Here is a 20,560-nt window from a genome sequence, read left to right as displayed (position 1 = left end):
AAAATCAAGCCAGAAAGTAGCGTCCGTTGAGCACAGATACCGCCCTCGTCATCGGCCTGGGTAATCCCGGCCCCCAGTACGAGAAGACCCGGCACAACGTCGGCTTCATGGTCGCCGGCACCCTTGCCGGGCGCATGGGCGGAAAGTTCAACGTACACAAGAAGAGTGGTGCCGAAATCGTCGAAGGTCGCCTCGCCGGCCGGCGCGTGATTCTCGGAAAACCACGCTCGTACATGAATCTCTCGGGTGGCGCTGTCGCCGGTCTCGCACGGTTCTTCTCGGTCGACGCCGCGAACATCATCGTCGTCCACGACGAACTGGATCTCGATTTCGGGACGATCAGACTCAAACTCGGCGGCGGCGAAGGCGGCCACAACGGCCTGCGGTCCATTTCGAGTTCGTTGACCACCAAGGACTACCTGCGCACGCGCGTCGGGATCGGTCGTCCGCCGGGCCGCATGGACCCGGCGGACTACGTTCTCAAGCCGTTCTCGTCCACGGAGCGAAAAGAACTCGATCTCGTATGCGAAGAGGCTGCGGATGCAGTGGAGCTACTGCTCGAACTCGGGTTGGAAGCCGCACAGAACCGCCTGCACTGACGGTCAGTTACCCAGCAGTGCAGCCGAATTCGCGCGGCGGAGCTTCCCCGACGACGTCTTCGGGATACTGCCGGGACCCAGGACCGCAACGGCGCGAGGTCGGACACCGACGTCGGCAACCACGGCGTGGACCACTTCGCGTTCGATACGCTTGACCTCTTCCGGATCTTCGAAAGCGTTGGTCTCGACGGCGACTGCAAAGCTCTCACGCTTCTGGCCGGCGTCGAGACGAATCGCGACGGCGTTTCCGGGACGCACACCGGCAACGGTTCCGGCCGCCCGTTCGATGTCTGTGGGGTACACGTTCCGGCCGCCCATGATGATGACGTCCTTGACACGCCCGCACACCACGACCAGTCCTTCCTCGGTGAAGTACCCGACGTCACCGGTGTCGAGCCAACCGTCGGCGTCCTGGGCCGGCTTGTGTCCGTCGACCGTGACGTACCCGGGAGTGACTGCCTTGCCGCGAACCTCGATGATTCCGACACCGCGGGCCGGAAGCACCTGACCGTCACGGTCGACGATGCGTCCCTCGAGGTCAGGCACCATCTTGCCGAGTGTGGCGAGGGCACGAGCGTTGGGGCGATTGGACGGCACCGCTCGAGACATCGATTCGAGAAAGTCTGGATCGACGTAGTCGAGGACCTGACCTTGATCGGGATCCGGAATCGACACGGCGAGCGTGGTTTCCGCCATTCCGTACACGGGCGCCAGCGCAGTCGGGTTCAAACCGAAACGCGCACCTGCCTCGGCGAGTGCATCCATCGTTTCGGGATCCACCGGCTCGGCGCCGTTCCACATGTATCGGACGCTGGACAGGTCGACTGCCCCGTCTTCCGCCTGTGCGAGTCGACGAGCCAAGAGCGAGTACGCGAAGTTCGGTGCGGCGGTGACGGTTCCGCCGTACTTGCCCATCAGTTCGGCCCACAGCACCGGGGTACGCAGGAAATCCATCGGCGTGATGCTGATGACCTCTGCGCCCACCTGCATCGGAACCGTGAGAAAACCGACCATGCCCATGTCGTGGAAGAGCGGAAGCCAGCTCACCATCACGTCGTCTTCGATGGAGAACTTGATGCGGTTGATCATGGCGTAGGCATTTGTGTAGAAGTTCTCGTGCGTGATCTGCACGGCCTTGGGCGAACCGGTGGAACCGGACGTCAACTGCTGGAGTGCGATATCCGATTCGGCCGTCTCCACGGGATCGATCGACGTTCCGCTGCGAAGCTCGTCCACCGTCACGACGGTGATGCCACGCTCTTCGAGGAGCGGCTTGGCCGCGTCGAAGGGCGCACCCAGAATGACGGCTTTCGCGGAGATCATGTCGATCACAGTCTCGGTGTCCTGAGCCCAGACGCCCAGATCCGTTCGGGGGGTCGGCTGATGCAGCATCGTCACCGACGCACCGCGCATCCACGTCGCCTGGCAGGCAGGTGCGATGTCGACGGGCTGTCCGGCGAGAATGCCGATCGCGACGCCGCGATCGATACCGACCTCGGCCAGGCCGCCGGCCATGCGCCGAGCCTCCTGGTGGATGTCGCCCCAGGTCTGACGGAAAGCGTTGTCCGGCTCTCCCGTCACCAGGCCGCGGTCGGTGACTGCGGCGGTCGCATACATCTCTTCGGTGAACTTGCTCAACGCAACTCCTCGGTCAGTGTCACTCTTCGATCAGTGCAACTCTTCGCAGGACACAAATGGCTGTGTGTTCGAACACACACATACATGGATAATCAGCGATCGTTCGCCGAGTGTTACGCCGCAGTGGCTATTGCATCGTGGTCTGCGAGTATCCTTTCTCTGTTGTGCTGCCGCACTCTCCACCTGTCCGCGCACCGGCACGTCGCCGGCACCGACGCCCACTTCGAGAGGTTCTTCGTTGACTACCCCGTCCGACTCGACCGTCCCTTCCGACTCGACTGTCCAGTCCGACACCGAAGGCCCCGATTCAACCGAGAGCGGGTCGGTCGCGGTCACGACGACGACCAAGGGCCTGTCCGCAGAGGCAGAGCGTCGCCGCACCTTCGCCGTCATCTCGCATCCCGACGCCGGAAAGTCGACGCTGACCGAAGCGCTGGCACTGCACGCGAAGAAGATCTCGGAGGCAGGAGCCGTCCACGGCAAGGCAGGCCGCAAGTCGACGGTCTCGGACTGGATGGAGATGGAGAAGGCCCGCGGCATTTCCGTCAGTTCCACCGCACTGCAGTTCAACTACCACTCGTCCGAGACCCCGGACGAGCAGATCAACGTCATCAACCTCGTCGACACCCCCGGTCACTCCGACTTCTCCGAGGACACGTACCGCGTCCTGACCGCCGTCGACGCGGCGGTCATGCTCATCGACGCTGCCAAGGGCCTCGAACCGCAGACGCTCAAGCTGTTTCAGGTGTGTCGTCACCGCGGCATTCCGGTCATCACCGTCATCAACAAGTGGGACCGTCCCGGTCAGACTCCTCTCGAACTGCTCGACGAGATCAGCGAACGGATCGGCCTCACGCCCACCCCCCTGTACTGGCCGGTCGGCATCGCCGGCGACTTCCGCGGACTGCTGCGGCGCGGTGAAGACGGTGAGGCTCGCGAGTACGTCCGCTTCACCCGCACCGCAGGCGGCGCGAAGATCGCCCCCGAAGAGGTCATGGACGCCGACGCGGCGCTCGCCAAGGAAGGCTCCGAGTGGGAGACCGCGGCCGAGGAGAGTGAACTGCTCTCCGCTACCGGCCAGGACCACGATCAGGAGATGTTCCTCGCCGGTCAGACTTCCCCGGTGATCTTCGCGTCCGCGATGCTCAACTTCGGCGTCCGCCAGATCCTCGACACCCTCGTCGAATTGGCGCCGCCGCCGCGTGGGCGCGAAGACCTCAGCGGCAAGCCGCGCGAGGTCACCGATCCGTTCAGTGCGGTCGTCTTCAAGGTCCAGGCCGGTATGGACACCGCGCACCGCGACCGTCTGGCGTTCATGCGCATCGTCTCCGGCGTGTTCGAGCGCGGCATGGTTGTCACACACGCCCAAACCGGCAAGCCCTTCACGACCAAGTACGCCCAGACGGTATTCGGACGTGAACGTTCCACCGTCGAATCCGCGTTCCCCGGCGACGTCGTCGGCCTCGTCAACGCCACCGCACTCGCACCCGGCCACACGCTGTACACCGAGAAGAAGGTGGAGTTCCCGCCGATCCCGTCGTTCGCGCCGGAACACTTCTCGATCCTGCGCGCCGAAAGCGCCGGCAAGTACAAGCAGTTCCGCCGTGCTGTCGACCAACTCGATTCCGAGGGCGTCGTCCAGATTCTCCGCAACGACATCCGCGGCGACGCCTCCCCCGTCATGGCGGCCGTCGGCCCGATGCAGTTCGAGGTCGTCGCAGCACGCATGAAGGCCGAGTTCAACGTCGAGGCCAAGATGGAACCGCTCGGCTACGCATTGGCTCGCCGTACCGACGCCGCGTCCGAGGTCGAACTGAACCGTCAACGAGGTGTGGAGGTCTTCACCCGTTCCGACGGTGTTCTGCTCGCCCTGGTCAGTGACAAGTGGCGCCTGCAGTACATCCAGAAGGAACTCCCGGATCTGACGCTCGAACCCCTCGTCGCTGCTGCGGACTGATGAGCCTGATCGAGGCGCTGTTCGACGCCGAACTGCACATCGGCAGCGCCACGATTCTCTGGCGAGAGATCATCGGAAACGCGTTCGGAATCGGCTCCGCGATCGCGGGCGCGCGACGCTCGGTATGGGCGTGGCCCGTCGGTATAGCCGGAAATGCCTTGTTGTTCACGGTGTTCATGGGCGCACTTTTCCACACGCCGCAAGAGCTCAATCTCTACGGCCAGGCCGGCCGTCAGTTGTTGTTCATCACCGTCAGCGTCTACGGGTGGACTCAGTGGCGACGCGGGGCACGCGACTCCGGTCGCGCAGTCCTGCCCCATTGGGCGACAACTCGCGAGCGCGTCGCCATGATCGCCGTCATGACCAGCGGCACAATCGCTTTCGCCTGGATCTTCGACCTCCTCGGCTCGTACGGAGCGTGGGCGGAGGCCTGGATCTTCACCGGCTCCATCCTCGCGACATACGGCATGGCGCGCGGCTGGACCGAATTCTGGCTCATCTGGATCGGCGTCGATGCCGTTGGTGTTCCCCTTCTTTTCCGAGCCGGCTATTACCCTTCGGCGATCCTCTATCTGGTCTATGCATTCTTCGTCCTGTGGGGCTTCGCAATGTGGCTGCGCATTCAACGCCGAACTCCACAAGGGGTGTGACCGTAAACCAACTCCTGGTATGTTTGCGTCGATTAAGCAAACCGGCGGTCTGTTTACGGGCATCAGGAGCGAAACAATGGAAGACAAGAATTCTCACGGAATAGCGGGCCCCAACGGTTCCGGCAACGGATCGAGAGCCAATAGTTCCGCAAGTAATGGTTCTGCAAGTAATGGTTCTGCAAGCAATGGTTCTGCAAGCAATGGTTCTGCAAGCAATGGTTCTGGGAGCAACCTTTCCACGGGTAACGGTTCCACCAGTCCCACCGCCACAGCGGATTTTCTGTCGACCGCACCCAAACAATCCGATGCATTCACGTTTCCGCTTCCTGCCCGAACCACGGCCGCACACAGCAGCGGAGAGGACCTTTCAGTGCCAGCTTCAACACGCGAATCATCGAGGACGCTCGAAACTCGGAGTCGTACCGTCGTACGTCGCGACGCGATGGGCGTAGCCGCCGTTCGAGTGGCCGGTCGACTCACCCACACCGAACTCATCGCAAATCAGGCCTCACCCTCGAGCACACATTCCTCCGACCCCACGACGGATCTGGACGAGTTGCTCACGATGCTCGGCAGCTACCTGTTGTCCTCGGGGTTCGAACATCCCGAAATCCACGCCAAGCTGGGCGGACAGTCGATTGTCGTCAACCTCGTTTCACCGGAAATCAGCGCCAGCTGAGCTCGACCCAGCTGTCGCTTAGGGCCACAGCACTGCTCGTGTCCATGCTCGGTCCGAGCCGCGCCGGTACAACCACCGCTGATGCCGACGCCCGGAGTCTGCCTGCCAGAACTCGACAGACTCCGGCTCGAGGCACCACGCACGCCAGTCCTTCGACACGAACCCTGGGTCGTCGCTGATTCTTGCTTCCGCAGCGGCCACCGACGCGTCGTACGCCCCTAAGTCTTCGAGCACCTCGCTCTGCTTACTTGCCGTCGCCACCGCTCGCGCGGTGACGGAGCGTTCGACGAAGTCTCGGCGTCGAAGTGCGTCGTCGCCCTCGCGAACCGTTCCGCGAATCCGGACCTGTTGACCCGTCTCGCGCCAGTAGAAGGCGAGCGATGCTCGCGTATTTTCTTTCAGCTCAACACCTTTCGGCGAAGCAGCTGAACCAGAGAACCAGAACCCACCCTCGCTCACGTCCTTGAGGATGAGGAAGCGAGAATCAGGCATACCGTCGCCGTCCACGGTCGAGAGCGCACACACGTGTGGCTCGACGACGCCGAAGGCCACGGCCGCGCGGAGCCAGTCGAGGAACAACTCCCCCGGCTTTTCCGGAAAATGTTCAGGCGCGGGCGGCGGAGTTCCGGTCAGTGCGGGGATACCGCGAATCCACGTCCGTACGTCAGGCAGCGAAAAATCTGCATCAACCATGAGCCGACTCTAATCGCGGGTGGCCTCAGGAGACGTTGCGAACGACCGAGTCGCCGAACGACGGTTGCTGCAGCAGCGCCCACTTGTTGGACGTCAATCGGAAACTCGGCATGTCGGCGAGCGCCACCACCGATTCCCAGGTCCGCTCGTAGCTCGTGTGGGAGATTCGCCATTCACCGTCGCTGCAGCGGGTGTATCTGTCGTGATAGAAGGCCGATCCGCGAAGCAGCATGCCGTCTTCGGGGATTACCACTGTGTCCGCGAGGCACCAGATCCCGGTTGCGGTGTCTCCGTCGACGTCGATCTCGGGTTGCCCGCACTGATGTTCGGTGATGATGTGTGATCCGAGAGTGTTCTCGAGGAAGGAGACGAACGAATCTCGGGAATCGAAACTGAGTTGTTCTCCGTAGATCGCGGTGGCGTCGACGGTCAGAGTGTCGGCGAATTCGACCCACGATTTGGTGTCCAAGGCGCGTGCGTATCGGTACTTGAGTCTTTGGATGAGAACAATCGCTTCGAGATCCATGATCCCCGCCTCCCGGTGCAGCAACCACCCGTCCTATGTGTGCACATTAGCCTGTATCACGCCGAAACGGGCATTACTCTCAAAGCTAGTAGAAATGTCAGCCGATAACACGCTTTTCCAGGCCGTCGAGCATGATCGTGATCTTCTCGTCCAACCAACCTCGCCCGTGCCACGTCGATTCGTCGCCGATTCCCTCGATCAACGACTCCGATGCATTCCAACTTTCCTGATACGCCTGTCGCGCGGAACGTGAATCGGCGGAGCTGACGGTCTTGTCCATCGCCGCCATCATTGCGAACTGCGTCATCGTCACCTCGGAGATGAAGTCCACCGCCAATATCGCATCGTGGGGTGTGAAGCCTTGCGCAGTCAGCGAACCGACCAGTTTCTCCACGATCTCGATTATCGCCGGCGGCGTGCCCGGAACTGCGAGACCGACCTGGGCCAGACCTGGATAGCGCTCGAACGAGGACCACAGAACGTCGCAGAAATCCTTCAGGAATTCGCGCCACGGACGATTCGAATCGGGCCATACAGTCTGACGCACAACATGATCCGAGCAGGCACGCAGCAGCGCTTCGCGGTCTGCGAAGTAGCGATAAAGTGCAGAATGACTGACGCCCAGCCGCTTTGCCACGCTCGGCATGGTCAGTTCACTCAGATCACCGGCGAGGGCGGCCTCGACGATGTCCACTGTCGACAACGTCGGCGGCCGCCCCGTCTTCTTTCCGGTCTGCATTCTGCTCAGCTTGCCACCAACCGCCATCCCGACGCACGGTGGCGCTGATTCCAGAACGCGGCGTAGTTCCCACCGGCTGCGAGCAGGACTTCGTGGGTGCCCACTTCGACGATCGAACCGTCGTCACCGAGCACGATGATCTGATCTGCGGCCACGACGGTCGACAGTTTGTGAGCGATCACGAGCAGTGTGCTTTCCCTGGCGAGTTCTTGCATCGCACGTTGAACGTGTGCCTCGTTCTCGGGATCGAGCGCGGCCGTCGCCTCGTCGAGCAGAACGACAGGTGCGCGTTTGAGGAGTGCGCGTGCAATGGAGACCCGCTGCCGCTCTCCACCGGACAGTGCCGTCCCGCCCTCACCGACACGGGTGTCCCAACCCCGCGGAAGCCGCTCGACGATTTCCGCGACGCCCGCGATCCGAGCCACGTCGAAGACTTCTTCGTCCGTGGCTTCGGGGCGGCCGAGGCGGATGTTCGCGATCAACGTGTCGTCGAAGAGGTACACGTCCTGGAAGACCAGAGACAGCTGCGACATCAGGTCGGCACTCGTGAGGTCCCGCACGTCGACGCCGCCGACACGCACCACACCGGAGTCGACGTCGTAGAAGCGCGAGATCAACCGAGTGACGGTGGTTTTGCCGGACCCTGACGAACCGACCAACGCCGTCAACGACTTCCGTGGCACGTCGAAGGAGATGTTTCGCAGAACCTGCCCACCGTCCGCGTATCCGAAGTCGACGGCGTCGAACTGCACTGCCGTCTCCCCCGTCGCCGTCCCGCTGGTATCGGGTTCGACCATTGGTTCAACTTCGAGGATCTCGGACATTCGCCGGATTTCATTGCGTGCCATTCTGATTGCACCGCCGAACTCGCCGATCTCACCCAGCGGCTGGATGAACCGTGCGGTCAGTCCGAGTAGCGCGATCAACGTGACCGGATCGATGTCGCCGCCGAGCGCGAGGAACGCGCCCAAGATGATCACGGCAGAGAACACGAATTGCAGGGCGATCCCGTTGACCACGGACCCGATCACCACGAACCACAGTTGTGAACGACCCGCAGTGTGTTGCGCTTCGATCGCGTCGTCGAGCGGTTCGTACACCCCGTGGGTGCGTCCGAAAGCACGCAGGACCGGTTGGTAACGCGCGTATTCGAGCACTCGATTGTTCGATTCGACGGCCGCTGCATGGGCCCGATCGTCGGCCTTGGCAGTCATCGTCGAGGCAAATCGTGCTGCCGCGAAGAGAATCGGAACGCTGATTACCAGCGCGAGCCCGAGCCGCCAGTCGAAGAACAACATGCACACGACAATGGTTGCCGGGCTGGCAATTCCGGAGATGATCGGTGTCATCAGGTGCGCAGCGGCCCCCATCACCGAGATGGTGCCCTTGCTGGCAACCTGCGACACCTGCCCGAGTCGGCCGGCGCCGAACCAGCCGAGCGGCAGAGTGACGAGATGATCTCCCAGGCGCAGATGCATCGTCCGCAGCAGAGTGAGGGCCGACTCGAAGCCCTTCATCGCCTGCAGGTAGTGCGCAATCGAACTGATCACAGCGCATACGGCCATGGCGGCGAGCCACCGAACGAAACTGCCCCAGTTCTGATCGAACAGTGCCTGCACCGCAGGGACCAGAAGCGCCACTGCCAAACCCTGCATCACGCCGTACAACACTGCCCACACCAGGAACTCGCGATATCGGCCCTGATTCTGCGGGCCGAGTATCCGGAAGAGGTCGCGAATCATGAGTTGGCCTTTCCTGCTGCGTCAGACTTACCTGCGGTGTTGCGTTCAATCGAGTCGGCCCGACTGTGTTCAATCGAGTCGGCCCGACTGTGTTCAATCGAGTCGGCCCGACTGTGACTCGCCCACATCCGCGCATAGGTTGAACCACTCGCCACAAGCTGATCGTGCGTGCCCTTCTCCACGATCCGTCCGGCGTCGAGGACCACGATCTGATCGGCACTCACGATCGAAGCCAACCGGTGCGCGATCACCAGCACGGTGCGCCCCACCGTCAAACGCGACAGCGCTTCTTGGATATCGGCTTCGGACTCCGGGTCGGCGAACGCGGTTGCCTCGTCGAGCACGAGAACAGGAGTGTCCGCGAGAATCGCACGCGCGATGGAGACTCTTTGGGCTTCACCACCCGAGAATCTGGCGTCGACCCCGACCACCGAGTCGTACCCCCTCGGGAGCGCTTCGATTCGGGTGTCGATCTGCGCGGCTGCGGCAGCGGCCTTCACCTCGGCCGAAGTCGCCTGCGGTCGGGCAAGCCGAATGTTGTCGAGCACGGTCGCTTCGACCAGCTGCACGTCCTGCAGAACGAATCCGACGTGGCGGTACAGCTCGTCGGTAGCGACTTCCCTGACGTCGACACCACCGATGGCCACGGATCCGGCACGCACGTCGTGGAACCTCGGAACCAACGTCGCCAGCGTCGACTTACCCGAACCCGAAGGTCCGACCAACGCCGTCACCGTGCCCTCCGGCAGCGTCAGATCGATGCCGGTCAGAACGTCGGCGCCGTCGTCGTATGCAAAGGAAACTCCGGAGAATCGAACTTCGTTCCCCACAGGCTTTTTCGGATGATCGGTTTCCGGCAGAGCGTCGGTTGCGAACAGCGCGATCAGTCGCGCCGCAGCGGCGGCTGCCTCACGGCGTGCCTGCATACCGAAACCGATGGTCGTCAGCGACACCGGAATCACCATCGCGACAAGAGAACTGGTCAGCACATCGATGGGTGACACCCATCCGGAGTGAACGAACCACGAGCCGAGGCCAAGGTTGACCACCAGCACAACCGGTGCGCTCAACGCAATCGAGGCCAGCGCCTCGGTCCGGAGCATCGGGCGAACCCAGCCCTCGTACGAGACGGCAAACGCCTTGGCAGCGTCGCGGTATCGAGAATGTGACTGCTTGTCCTGACCGAAGGTCTTGACCACTGCGATGCCGGTGACGAACTCGACGATGGTGTTGCTGATGGCCGCGATGCCCTCATTCATCCGGCTCAACTTGACGGCCATGTCCTTGGTCATCATCGCGTAGGCGATCATGTAGATCGGGAGGGTGGCAATCGCGACCAGTCCCAGACGCCAGTCGATCGAGATCACGTAGCCGAGCCCGACGAGCGGCACCGCAATGGCGCCGGTGGTCTCGACGGCGCTGTGCGCAACCAGGTAGTGGAGATCGGAGATGTCGTTCTGCGCGGCTTTTCGCACGGTTCCGGACGAGTGGGAGGTGAACCAGCCCAGTGGAAGTCGACCGAGTGTCGCTGCGATTCGACGCCGAAGCACAGCTTGAAGATTGACATCGGCGAAGTGCGTCACGATCAATGCACCGCCTCCGAAGAACGCGCGCATACCCAGACCGAAGACGACCACCCACACGATCGTCCAGACGCGAGACGAGTCGATGTCACCGCCCACGATCAGCGTCTTACCCAACTCGGCGATGGCCACGTACGGCACGATGGCCGCGACCGCGGCGATCACCTGCATCACCATCGCGATGGTGGTCCGTGTACGAACTGGCGCAAGGAGTTCGCGAAGCGCGCTCTTGTGCGCCGCCGCTTCAGCTTTGGCTTGCGAGGCTTCGGCCGTCGCTCCTTGTGATGCGTCGGCCTCTTCAGATGAAATGTCTGCTTTCGTAGCCTGTGTCGTCGTCATTTCGAGAACGCCTTCCATCGGGTTACTGCGTCGGCGTCGGATGCGATGCGGCCTTGGAGTTCCGCGCCGGTGAGAGTGAGATCGGCAAGAGCCTCGAGGTCTTCGAGGATCCAGTAGACCGCGAAAGGATAACTGCCGAAACAAAGTTCACCGCTCACGTCCACTGTGCGTCCGGCCTTCACTGCGGAGATCTCGTTGAACAGTGGATTTGCGTGAACTAGAGCGCCGTCGTAGATGTTGCCCGAGGTCACGACCATCGCGTCCGCCGCGTGCTGTCCGACCTCCTCGCCTGACACCGAAGACGTGGCAACACCTGTGTTGGGGCCGATCTTCGCGTCGAGTTCGGCTTGCGGGCGCCCGAAACCGGCTTCCTCGATGATCGAGGACATCGGCGACTGTGGGATGACGGTGTAGATGCCGCCGGAGAATCCCACCAGCACTGACAGTGTCTGCGGTTGCGCCTCGACCGTTCCGGATACTTCGGCAAATTTGGCCTCGAGCCTCGACACGATTTCGCGAGCTTCGGACTCTCGACCCAGTGCAGTCGCCGCGGTATTCAGAACTTCGCGCCACGGCGCCGCATAGGCGAGCACCGTCGTCGGGGCAATCTCGTTGGCCCGCACGGTGATCGACGTCAACGAGCCGACATCACTGAGCAGGATTCGGTCAGGATGAACGGCCGCGATCTGCTCCGCATCTGGTGATTGGAAGAACGTCGGTTTGTCGACGACCTCGATCCCCTCACTCTGCAATATCTCCTTCGCCGCCTGCGACTGCAGCGTGGCGAAGACCGTATCGGGCTTGACCCCGAGCGTGAGTGCGTTGAGCGCTGCGAACTCGTCCAGTGCGAGCAGTTTCTGAGGTGCAGGTACGGCCGACGACTCGCCTGTTTCCGATGCGTCTGCGTCATCGCCGCCCACGGAGCAACCGACAAGCGCCGTTGCTGTCGCTGCGAGTGCCGTTGCTCGCAGGCCCCACTGCTGCCGCATCCTTCTCTCCCCGCTTTAGTTACACGCTGTCTCGATTAGGGGAGCCTACAATAAGTCACGCCTTTTGTGCAGTCCTCGTCGCTGGAAGTGCAATCGCCGGCAGACAGGCGACAACACTGATGACGGCACCCATCACGAACGCCAGCGCGAACGAGTCGCCGGAAATGCCGATCGCCAGGACCGCTGTGGTCACCGGGGCGCCCACCGCCGAACCGACGGTTCTGATCACACTGTTGACTCCACTGGCTGCTGCCATTTCCGATGGCGGGACGATCGAGGCAACCAACAGAGCACAGACCGCGAACCCCACGCCGTTCCCCAATCCGACGAGGGAAAAGAACGCCACGATCGCAACCACCGAACTCGGCCAGATCGCGAGTCCGACTGCGCCCGCCGCCATGAGGGCCAGCGCTATGACAGCGGGCACCCGCGGCCCGAATCGCCGCGCGAGAGCCGGCGTCAAGCGGCCACCGAGAAAGACGAGGACAGCGGCGGGCAAGAGCGCCAAGCCGGTCTGCACAACGGTGAATCCGCTTCCATACGTGGACGTTTCCGGCGCCTGGAGGATCCGCGGCAGACAGAGATAGAAAATGTACGGCACGAACCCGAACACCAGGGTGAGTGCGCTGGTGATCATCATCGGCTTGTCCCGAAAAACTCGCATGTCGACGATCGGCGCGTCGTGGCGGGAATCGACGGCAATCAGTGTCGCGAACGAAACGAACGCGACTACCACCAGACCCCAGAATCCGAGCGACAAAACTCCCCAGTCGGAGGCTTTCGTGATCGCCAATAGCAGGCTCACCAATCCGAACGCCAGAGCGCCGGCACCGGCCCAGTCCGTCGGCATACCCGGGCGGCGATGCGAGCCCGGAACCACGGCCACCACTGCGACCAATGCGAGCACGATCAAGATCCCGGTGATCACGAACAACCACTGCCAACTGAGATACTCGAGGATGACACCGCCGATCACCAGTGCACTTCCGGCACCGATTCCCAAAGTCCCAGCGAGCCAACCTATCCCTGAAGACAACTCGGGACCTACTACCGTTCTCCGCAGTACTGCCATCGCAAGCGGGAAGCTCGCCATGCTCACTCCCTGGACAGCTCGAACGACAAGCAGCACCCCGATATTCGGGGCGGCTGCCGCGGCAAATGTCGCGAGAGCGAAGATGATCAGGACGATCACCAGGACTCGCTTGTCGCCGAATCGGTCACCCATCGCGCCGACTATCGGAGCCATCACCGCGGCCGCCAACAGGTACGCCGTCAGGATCCAGCCGGTCACCGCCACGGACGTGTCGAAATGCTCACCCAACACCGGCAACGCCGGTACCAGCATGGTCTGCATGAGCGAGTAGACGAGTACCGCCCCCGCAAGCGCGGCGATCACCCGGCTCCCGGATCGCGTGGGCGCCTCCGCCAAGGTTGTCATCGACACCTTCCTCCAATCATGAATCGAATCGGAACGGAACACTCCGTTCCGATTGAGTAAACCATGCATTGCTAGCCTGTGGGAATGGCGAAAGAGAATGCGAGCCTCCCCGGACGCGCCCGAGAAGCCGCAGACAACGACGTCACCGTACTGCGAGCAGCGCGCGAGATTTTTGCCGAACAGGGTTGGAATGCACCGGTATCGGCAATTGCCACCCGGGCCGGAGTGGGAGTAGGCAGCATCTATCGCCGATACCGAGGCAAGGAGGAACTGGCGCAATCCCTGCGCGTCTGGGCGATCGACCACCTCGCCACCCTCGCCCGAGAGTGCATGAGCACCGCGAAAACCGATGAAGCCGTATTGAAGACGTTCTTCTCGCGATATCTCACCGAATCAGTGGGACCGCTCATTCCGGTCCTCGGCGGCAAGTTACCTGAACACGCCGAAGTCACTCGTGCCGCCGAAGAATTGGAGGCCGCACTGCAATCGATGGTCGACGTCTGCATCGACGCTCGCGAAGTCCCGCCCGACTTCACTGCTGCTGACGTCATGCTCATGACAGTGCATCTGCGGCCGACTCTGCCGATCGAGGGTGATCGAGCCACCGAAATACACACGCGCTATCTCGACTTCATGCTCGACGGACTTCGTGGCGGAACACCTCGACCAACGATCACTCCCCCGTCCTGGAGCGAATGGCTTCAGATGTGGCAGGGCAACTGACCCCGAGAACAACCGAATGACATGTCAGGTTAGGCTTACCTAGCTTAGTTAGCCATGTTCGGAAGGTTCTCATGAAAATCAATCGCCGGCTCGCCGGCTTCGCCGCACTGCCCGTCGTCGCCACACTCCTACTCGCCGGTTGCGGAAGTAGTGACGCAGCGCCCTCTACCGAGACCAGGTCTGCCGACCAGTCCTGGAGTTACACAACGGGATACGGAAACACGATCACCCTCGACCACGCCCCGGAGCGGATCGTCGTCGACGCGTACTCCGCTGCGGCTCTGTGGGACTACGGCATTCGGCCGGTCGGCATCTTTGGTTACGGCGTCGGCAATCCAGACGTCACCGATCGCGCTGACGAGTCGACGATGACCGTCGTCGGCCGTGAAGGTGAACTCAGCGCGGAAGCTCTTGCGGCGCTGGACCCAGACCTGGTCATCGGGTACGGCAACAGCGACGACCCGACACGATGGACTTGGTGGGACGAGCCGATGGGCAAGACCGTCAACAATGTTGCACCGTTTGTCGGCGTCAAGTTCTCCGGAGCCTCGACACCGGACGTGTTGAACGAGTACGCCTCACTCGCCGAAGCACTCGGCGGGAACACCGACACAGCCGCAGCACGCGAGGGCAAGGAAGCATTCGAATCCGGTGCGGAGCGCATCCGAACTGCTGCGGCCAAGGTCGACGACATCGAAGTCCTCGCCCTGAACGGTGACAGCTCCGAGTTGTACGCAGGCACAACGGCGCTCGCTCAGTTCGGGTACCTTAAGGAACTGGGCGTGAAGTTCACCGGTCCGGGAGGCGACAAGGGCTGGGCCGATCTCAGCTGGGAACAGGTACCGGATTATCCGGCGGACATCGTGTTCCAGTTCGCGGAGTCGGCAGAGGCATTCGCGGCATCACCTGTGTTCGTCAAGCTGCCCGCGGTGACCGCGAACCAGGTGATCGACTTCGACGACAAGCGTCCCAACACCTACGCCAATTACGGCGCCTGGTTCGAGCAGGTTGCACAACTACTCGACCAGGCCCGCAACGTCGCCTGAATTACTGCCCAGCAGTGATTCGTCCGGCCGCTTCCTCGAGAACGTCGAGGAAGATGGCCGCGGTGAGCGCAAATCCTTGGTTGTATCGCGCGTCGCTGGTCAACACGTTGCCCGCTTGAACTGCAGGCAACCGCTGCCACGTCGGCTGCGACTTGATCGCGTCGAGCGCTTCCTGATCGCGTGCTTGGGCGATGATCACATCCGCCGGAGCCAAGGTGTCGAGTTGCTCGAACGACAACTCGAACGAGTTCTCTGCATTGTCGTCGTCACGGAAAAGCACGTCCAGGCCGGCATCGAGTGCAACACTGATTCGCAGATTCCGCTGATGCACAAGGAAGCCCGTCGGCGTCTGAACGCCGAACACGATCTTCTTTCCGCCCAGCTTCTCCTGCAACATCGGTCGCAGTCTCGCGAGCTTGTCGTCGTACTCCGCAATGGAAGCCTCGGCGATCGTCACCCGGTCGAGCTGGCTCGCCTGCGCCATCAGAGCACCTCGCCAGTCGACCGGGTGCCCGGCAATCGGTTCGACGTCGTCGCCGACGACCAACAGCGGCGCGATGGAAGACAAGCGCTCGGTGCCGTACCAGTCACTGGTGTATCCGATCGCAGTGATGACGATCAGATCGGGCTCGAGAGCGAGCAGAGCCTCGAAGTTGGTGGAGAAGTCGCCGGCGACGTTGACGAAGCTCGCGTCCTCGATGGTGCGGCCGGGAAACTGGAATCCTGCCTTGGCGTCGGGGAACCAGAAGTTGCCCGATCCGACGATCGGGTAGTCCATCATCATCGCGAATTCGAGGTCGACGCGGCCGTCGAGCACCACCACACGCTTCGGGTCGCGCGGAACGTCGCCGCTGAACTCGGCCCACGTGTACGAGAGAGTGTCACTGGCAGAGTCGGATTCGCCATCGGAGCTTCCGCAGGCGCTCAGCGCCAATGCTGCGGCCACACCAGCTGCGCCACCGAAGAATCGGCGTCGCGAAATGCGGTCGACGATCTGAGCCCACTCCGTGTCGGTAACCTGCGCATCCAGGACGAGTGTCATACCTTTGCTCCTTCGATGTTTCGCTGACGCTCGCGTCCCAGCGGAATGACCAGCGGTGTGTGGGAAACCGGATCGTCGATGATGCGGCACGCCATGCCGAACACCTCCTGCACCAGTTCTTCGGTGATGATCTCCGCGGGCGGACCCTCGGCGACCACCGCGCCGTCCTTCATCGCGATGATGTGAGTTCCGTAGCGGCACGCGTGATTGAGATCGTGAAGCACCGCCACCAGCGTGTGTCCGTCGTTCTCGTTCAGATCGCGGCAGAGCTCCAACAGCTCGATCTGGTGCGCGATGTCGAGGAACGTCGTCGGCTCGTCCAGCAGCACCAACGGAGTCTGCTGCGCGAGAACCATAGCTACCCAGACACGTTGGCGCTGACCACCGGACAGTTCGTCGACCGGCCTGGCCGACAGATCCGTGACCTTGGTTGCCTCCATCGCCTTGATGACGGCGGCCTCGTCCTCTCGGGACCACTGGCGGATCAGCTTCTGGTGCGGATAACGCCCTCGCGCAACCAGATCGGCGACTTTGATTCCGTCCGGCGCGATCGACGTCTGCGGCAGAAGCCCGAGTCGCCTCGCAACTTCCTTTGCCGGGTACGACGTGATCGCCTTACCGTCGAGAAGGACCTTGCCGGTGGTCGGCTTGAGCAACCGGGACAGCGCACGCAGAAGCGTCGACTTGCCGCAGGCATTGGGACCGACGATGACGGTGAAGCCACCGTCGGGGATTTCGACGTCGAGGTGTTCCGAGATGACGCGCTTGTCGTAACCGATCGTGACGTCCTCGGCGCGAAGCCGATTCGTCCTTTCGACCACGACGGCGGCCGTACTTGTCTCGTTCACGCTGTTCCTCGTTCCTTCACCGATCACTGCTTACGTGCCTCTCGCGCGAGAAGCCATACGAAATAGATGCCACCGATGGAGACGGTGACGACGCCGACCGGCAACTGTGTCGGCGCGAAAGCTCGCTGCGCCACCCAGTCGCTGACCACCAGCAACGCGCCACCCATTGCTGCCGACGGCAGCAGGGTCACTCCGGCACTACCGGTCAATCGCCTCACCAACTGCGGAGCCGCAAGAGAGACGAACCCGATGGGACCGGCCGCTGCTGTCACCATGGCCGTCAGGGCGACGCCGAGAACAACCAGGGAAAGCCGCGTGGGTTCGGCCCGGACGCCGAGCGCCTTGGCGGCGTCGTCGCCCATCTCGAGCATCTGCATCCGCCTGCCCAACACCAGGATCAGCGGAACGAGGATGGCCAGCACGACGACCACCGGCCACACCTGAGTCCAGCCGAGGCCGTTCAACGAACCGGCACCCCACACTGCGGCAGCCATGGCGTCGTCAAGTTTCGCCTTGAGGATCATCCAGGTGTTGACCGAGCCCAACATCGCGCTGATGGCGATACCGACGATGATCAACCGGAATCCCTGCACACCTCGCTTGTACGCAAGGAGATAAACAACTGCTGCGGTGGCGATTCCGCCCACCAGAGCACCGACTGCGATCTCGTAGTAAGTACCACCGATGAGGAGGATGACCACCAGAGCGCCCGTGTACGCACCGGAGTTGAAGCCGATGATGTCCGGGCTACCCAACGGGTTCCTGGTCAGCGATTGGAAGATCGCACCGCTCATACCGAGCGCCGCACCGAGCATCAGCGCCAACAGAACTCGGGGCAGACGCCATTCCACGACGACCATGTGGATACGCGCGGGGGCTTCGCCGAACAGTGCACCGAGGACGTCCCCGATCGGCACTTGGTAGTCACCACTACCGAGCGCGATGACACCGATGGCCAATGCAAGCGCAACGAGGACGAGGCAGACTGTGACCGTGCGGACGTCGATCCGCGCGGACCAGCCTTCTTTGGGTGAGCGCACCACCGTGGTGGCGCGCCCGAAATCGATGCTCACAGACCGCTCACCTTGCTTCGACGCACCAGCATGATCAGCACCGGAGCGCCGATGAAGGCCGTGACGATGCCGACCTGAAGTTCACCCGGGCGCAGCACGATTCGGCCGACGACGTCGGAGAAGAGAAGAAGAATCGGCGAGCACACCAACGTGTACGGGAGAATCCATCGCTGATCCGGTCCGACGAACCATCTCGCGACGTGCGGAACCATCAAACCGACGAATCCGATCGGCCCGGCCGCAGCTGTCGCCGCGCCGCACAGCAATGTCACCGCGATGACACCGAGGATGCGAGTACGAGTGATGTTGGCACCGAGCGAACGTGCCAGATCGTCACCCAGGGCCACCGCGTTGAGTTGGCGCGCCAACGCGAGCGCCAGGAAGAGCCCGATGAGAATGAACGGTGCGACGGCGAGAACGATTTCCAACGAACGCCCGCTGAGTGAGCCGGCATTCCACTGGCGCATCTGGTCGAAGGCGGTCGGGTTGAGCAAGGTGATCCCGGACGAGATGCCGCCGAGCACGGAGCCGATGGCAACACCGGCAAGCGTCAGCCGAATGGGCGTCGCACCACCTCGACCGATCGAGCCCAGCGTGTAGACGATCGCCGTGGCTATCACCGCTCCGAGGAAAGCGAACCATATGTACGACCAGATGCTGGTCAAGCCGAAGACCGCGACGGCAACGACCATCGCGAAGCCCGCGCCGGCATTGACACCGAGAATTCCTGGATCAGCCAAGGGATTTCGTGTCATCGCCTGGATGAGGCCACCGGCCACACCCAGTGCCATACCGACTATCAGACCGAGCAGAGTACGCGGTAGTCGCAGGTCACGGATGATCACGTGATCGTTCGAGTCGTCGTAGTTCACCAGCGCGTCGATCACGGTCCCGAACGGAATGGTCTTCGATCCCACCGCGATACTCAGCAGGAGCACGGCGGCGAGCACCACCAGGCACACCAGAAGACCCGCCATACGACGAGAGTTGGTCGATACCAGCCCGTCCGGTTGCTTCTGCTTCTCGTGCAGCGACTCGTCGATCAGTTCTTCGGTGTGTTTGTCGACTGCACTCTTGTCCGCCGCACCGCTGTCGACAGCACTCTTGTCGAATCCAACGGTCACAAGCCGGCGCTCTCTAGAGTCTTCTCGACCTCGTCGCGGATCTCTTCCTCGTCGCGGTCCGATTCCCAGGCCGCATCGAGTGCCGCGCGGACACTTTCGTCGAGGGCCTCGTACTTCGCGTTCCACACCTCGGCTTTGTACGTCCAGTAGCCGATGACCTTGTACTGCTCACCCGGCAACTTCAGTTCGTGGCGAAGGTACTTGCGGATGTCACGGAGCATCGTGCTCTCGCCTGCAACCCACACGTATCCGAGTTCGGTGGGCAAGTTCATCGCGCGAACCGCGTCCGGCAACTTCGACGGTGCAACACCGTTGCCACTGCCGACCAGCCAAATGAACTCGACGTCGGCGTCCGAGGTGATCTGCTGCTTGTGAGACTCGTCCACCACCTCGACGATCGCCTTGGCCGACATCCCGGCGGGCAACTGTTCGATCAAGCGCCCGAGTGCGGGGAGTCCAGTCGCGTCGGCGACGAACACCTGCCAGCGTGCGTCGGCCGGGGGCTCGTAGAGGCCACGAGACTCGCCGATCGCCAACTTGTCACCGATCTCGGCCTTCTGTGCCCAGTCGCTGGCGATACCACCCTCGTGAACGACGAAGTCGATCGTCATGCGGCTGGTTTCGGAATCGAACCGTCGCACGGTGTACGGCTGGCACGGGGACGGTTCCTCTCCCTCCGGGTATCGCCAACCGCGCGGTGCATCCGGATCTTCCGCCGGAAGAACGAACTTGCCTGTAGCCGGGACCGGGAAGTGGAGGCGCAGGTATTCGTCACCGGTACCGGTGGTTTCGAAGGCGGTCAGCTCCTCCCCACCGAACACGATACGAACCATTCCCGGGGTCACGTACTCCTTGTGAAGTACCTCGCCGAACACAAGACTCACAACAATCTCCAACATCGATGGAACATGAACCGGACCCGAACACGAGGATCCATCCGACTTCCGGACATAGTTAACCCGTGCTAAGTAAGGTAGACCTTAATTTATTGCAGTGTCGTCGATGAGTCGATGCCTTCTCCGCTGCAACGGGGCCAACTACTATCGCAATTCGGCCAACGCAATACGTATGGCCTGTTCACGACAAGTATTGGCACCGGTGTGACTTCTGACTACCGCCCACGATCCCTAGC

General features: G+C 62.3%; 19 protein-coding genes. 6 read left to right on the top strand and 13 right to left on the bottom strand.

From position 1 onward, the window contains the following. Positions 1 to 26: 26 nt before the first annotated feature. A complete protein-coding gene (pth, locus tag G9U53_RS26655) occupies positions 27 to 599 on the top strand; it encodes an aminoacyl-tRNA hydrolase (protein WP_003946229.1) in 573 nt (190 codons plus the stop codon). A gap of 3 nt (positions 600 to 602) precedes the next feature. Here the strand turns inward: pth and G9U53_RS26650 are convergent, their stop codons facing one another. Then, on the bottom strand, positions 603 to 2,237 hold the full coding sequence (locus G9U53_RS26650; RefSeq protein ID WP_050654518.1) for a fatty acyl-AMP ligase: 1,635 nt from the start codon (positions 2,235 to 2,237) through the stop codon (positions 603 to 605). Positions 2,238 to 2,475: 238 nt separating this feature from the next. Between G9U53_RS26650 and G9U53_RS26645 the strand changes: the two genes are divergently transcribed. The 3 genes from G9U53_RS26645 (at position 2,476) to G9U53_RS26635 (ending at position 5,523) form a co-directional block, all read left to right on the top strand. Further along, the gene (locus tag G9U53_RS26645) at positions 2,476 to 4,194 is read left to right on the top strand and encodes a peptide chain release factor 3 (RefSeq protein WP_007728924.1); all 1,719 of its coding nucleotides are present in this window, start codon (positions 2,476 to 2,478) and stop codon (positions 4,192 to 4,194) included. Next, positions 4,194 to 4,844, top strand: coding sequence for a nicotinamide riboside transporter PnuC (gene pnuC, locus G9U53_RS26640; protein WP_050654516.1), 651 nt, complete (start codon positions 4,194 to 4,196; stop codon positions 4,842 to 4,844). Before G9U53_RS26645 ends, pnuC begins: the two co-directional genes overlap by 1 nt. 76 nt (positions 4,845 to 4,920) lie before the next feature. After that, positions 4,921 to 5,523: a hypothetical protein gene (locus tag G9U53_RS26635; RefSeq protein WP_081558209.1), complete on the top strand. Its 603-nt coding sequence runs from the start codon at positions 4,921 to 4,923 to the stop codon at positions 5,521 to 5,523. A gap of 18 nt (positions 5,524 to 5,541) precedes the next feature. Here G9U53_RS26635 and G9U53_RS26630 read toward each other — a convergent pair whose 3' ends face one another. The 7 genes from G9U53_RS26630 to G9U53_RS26600 all read right to left on the bottom strand — a co-directional run bounded on the left by G9U53_RS26630 (position 5,542) and on the right by G9U53_RS26600 (position 13,572). After that, on the bottom strand, positions 5,542 to 6,216 hold the full coding sequence (locus G9U53_RS26630) for a pyridoxal 5'-phosphate synthase (protein WP_165639602.1): 675 nt from the start codon (positions 6,214 to 6,216) through the stop codon (positions 5,542 to 5,544). Between the two features lie 25 nt (positions 6,217 to 6,241). After that, positions 6,242 to 6,742: a nuclear transport factor 2 family protein gene (locus G9U53_RS26625; RefSeq protein ID WP_003946235.1), complete on the bottom strand. Its 501-nt coding sequence runs from the start codon at positions 6,740 to 6,742 to the stop codon at positions 6,242 to 6,244. 97 nt (positions 6,743 to 6,839) lie between these two features. Beyond that, on the bottom strand, positions 6,840 to 7,481 hold the full coding sequence (locus G9U53_RS26620) for a TetR/AcrR family transcriptional regulator (RefSeq protein WP_234551786.1): 642 nt from the start codon (positions 7,479 to 7,481) through the stop codon (positions 6,840 to 6,842). Between the two features lie 5 nt (positions 7,482 to 7,486). Beyond that, positions 7,487 to 9,223, bottom strand: a complete 1,737-nt coding sequence (locus G9U53_RS26615) for an ABC transporter ATP-binding protein (RefSeq protein ID WP_165639600.1) — start codon at positions 9,221 to 9,223, stop codon at positions 7,487 to 7,489. Further along, complete coding sequence (locus tag G9U53_RS26610; protein ID WP_225320110.1) at positions 9,220 to 11,145, bottom strand: ABC transporter ATP-binding protein; 1,926 nt, start codon at positions 11,143 to 11,145, stop codon at positions 9,220 to 9,222. Before G9U53_RS26610 ends, G9U53_RS26615 begins: the two co-directional genes overlap by 4 nt. Then, positions 11,142 to 12,134 carry an ABC transporter substrate-binding protein gene (locus tag G9U53_RS26605; RefSeq protein WP_165639598.1) on the bottom strand — a complete coding sequence of 331 codons (993 nt, stop codon included), beginning with the start codon at positions 12,132 to 12,134 and terminating at the stop codon, positions 11,142 to 11,144. Before G9U53_RS26605 ends, G9U53_RS26610 begins: the two co-directional genes overlap by 4 nt. Positions 12,135 to 12,189: 55 nt before the next feature. Then, entirely contained in the window at positions 12,190 to 13,572 is a 1,383-nt protein-coding gene (locus G9U53_RS26600) for an MFS transporter (protein ID WP_047270341.1), read from the bottom strand. Between the two features lie 84 nt (positions 13,573 to 13,656). Between G9U53_RS26600 and G9U53_RS26595 the strand changes: the two genes are divergently transcribed. Together G9U53_RS26595 and G9U53_RS26590 are read left to right on the top strand one after the other, a co-directional pair. After that, complete coding sequence (locus G9U53_RS26595) at positions 13,657 to 14,295, top strand: TetR/AcrR family transcriptional regulator (protein WP_030536301.1); 639 nt, start codon at positions 13,657 to 13,659, stop codon at positions 14,293 to 14,295. A 71-nt stretch (positions 14,296 to 14,366) separates the two neighbouring features. Continuing rightward, positions 14,367 to 15,341, top strand: a complete 975-nt coding sequence (locus G9U53_RS26590) for an ABC transporter substrate-binding protein (protein ID WP_165639597.1) — start codon at positions 14,367 to 14,369, stop codon at positions 15,339 to 15,341. A gap of 1 nt (position 15,342) precedes the next feature. Here the strand turns inward: G9U53_RS26590 and G9U53_RS26585 are convergent, their stop codons facing one another. Genes G9U53_RS26585 through G9U53_RS26565 form a run of 5 tightly spaced genes read right to left on the bottom strand, consistent with a single transcriptional unit; the run spans position 15,343 to position 20,327 of the window. Beyond that, complete coding sequence (locus tag G9U53_RS26585; RefSeq protein ID WP_081558213.1) at positions 15,343 to 16,383, bottom strand: ABC transporter substrate-binding protein; 1,041 nt, start codon at positions 16,381 to 16,383, stop codon at positions 15,343 to 15,345. After that, on the bottom strand, positions 16,380 to 17,231 hold the full coding sequence (locus G9U53_RS26580; RefSeq protein WP_050794099.1) for an ABC transporter ATP-binding protein: 852 nt from the start codon (positions 17,229 to 17,231) through the stop codon (positions 16,380 to 16,382). Before G9U53_RS26580 ends, G9U53_RS26585 begins: the two co-directional genes overlap by 4 nt. 23 nt (positions 17,232 to 17,254) lie before the next feature. After that, the gene (gene fepG, locus G9U53_RS26575; RefSeq protein WP_081558214.1) at positions 17,255 to 18,304 is read right to left on the bottom strand and encodes an iron-enterobactin ABC transporter permease; all 1,050 of its coding nucleotides are present in this window, start codon (positions 18,302 to 18,304) and stop codon (positions 17,255 to 17,257) included. After that, on the bottom strand, positions 18,301 to 19,428 hold the full coding sequence (locus G9U53_RS26570) for a Fe(3+)-siderophore ABC transporter permease (RefSeq protein WP_003946222.1): 1,128 nt from the start codon (positions 19,426 to 19,428) through the stop codon (positions 18,301 to 18,303). Before G9U53_RS26570 ends, fepG begins: the two co-directional genes overlap by 4 nt. After that, on the bottom strand, positions 19,425 to 20,327 hold the full coding sequence (locus tag G9U53_RS26565; protein ID WP_054780873.1) for a siderophore-interacting protein: 903 nt from the start codon (positions 20,325 to 20,327) through the stop codon (positions 19,425 to 19,427). Before G9U53_RS26565 ends, G9U53_RS26570 begins: the two co-directional genes overlap by 4 nt. Positions 20,328 to 20,560 lie beyond the last annotated feature (233 nt).

The sequence above is a fragment of the Rhodococcus sp. D-46 genome (assembly GCF_011290655.1).
Lineage (GTDB): Bacteria > Actinomycetota > Actinomycetes > Mycobacteriales > Mycobacteriaceae > Rhodococcus_F > Rhodococcus_F qingshengii.
This window is presented reverse-complemented; position numbering and strand designations above follow the sequence as displayed.

Bases quoted from the DNA above. Each gene is read 5' to 3' on its own strand.
- G9U53_RS26605 (WP_165639598.1), bottom strand. From the start codon at position 12,134: ATGCGGCAGCAGTGGGGCCTGCGAGCAACGGCACTCGCAGCGACAGCA.
- G9U53_RS26610 (WP_225320110.1), bottom strand. From the start codon at position 11,145: ATGACGACGACACAGGCTACGAAAGCAGACATTTCATCTGAAGAGGCC.
- G9U53_RS26590 (WP_165639597.1), top strand. From the start codon at position 14,367: ATGAAAATCAATCGCCGGCTCGCCGGCTTCGCCGCACTGCCCGTCGTC.
- pnuC (WP_050654516.1), top strand. From the start codon at position 4,194: ATGAGCCTGATCGAGGCGCTGTTCGACGCCGAACTGCACATCGGCAGC.
- G9U53_RS26595 (WP_030536301.1), top strand. From the start codon at position 13,657: ATGGCGAAAGAGAATGCGAGCCTCCCCGGACGCGCCCGAGAAGCCGCA.
- G9U53_RS26565 (WP_054780873.1), bottom strand. From the start codon at position 20,327: ATGTTGGAGATTGTTGTGAGTCTTGTGTTCGGCGAGGTACTTCACAAG.
- G9U53_RS26615 (WP_165639600.1), bottom strand. From the start codon at position 9,223: ATGATTCGCGACCTCTTCCGGATACTCGGCCCGCAGAATCAGGGCCGA.
- G9U53_RS26635 (WP_081558209.1), top strand. From the start codon at position 4,921: ATGGAAGACAAGAATTCTCACGGAATAGCGGGCCCCAACGGTTCCGGC.
- G9U53_RS26600 (WP_047270341.1), bottom strand. From the start codon at position 13,572: ATGACAACCTTGGCGGAGGCGCCCACGCGATCCGGGAGCCGGGTGATC.
- G9U53_RS26630 (WP_165639602.1), bottom strand. From the start codon at position 6,216: ATGGTTGATGCAGATTTTTCGCTGCCTGACGTACGGACGTGGATTCGC.
- G9U53_RS26585 (WP_081558213.1), bottom strand. From the start codon at position 16,383: ATGACACTCGTCCTGGATGCGCAGGTTACCGACACGGAGTGGGCTCAG.
- G9U53_RS26625 (WP_003946235.1), bottom strand. From the start codon at position 6,742: ATGGATCTCGAAGCGATTGTTCTCATCCAAAGACTCAAGTACCGATAC.
- G9U53_RS26620 (WP_234551786.1), bottom strand. From the start codon at position 7,481: ATGCAGACCGGAAAGAAGACGGGGCGGCCGCCGACGTTGTCGACAGTG.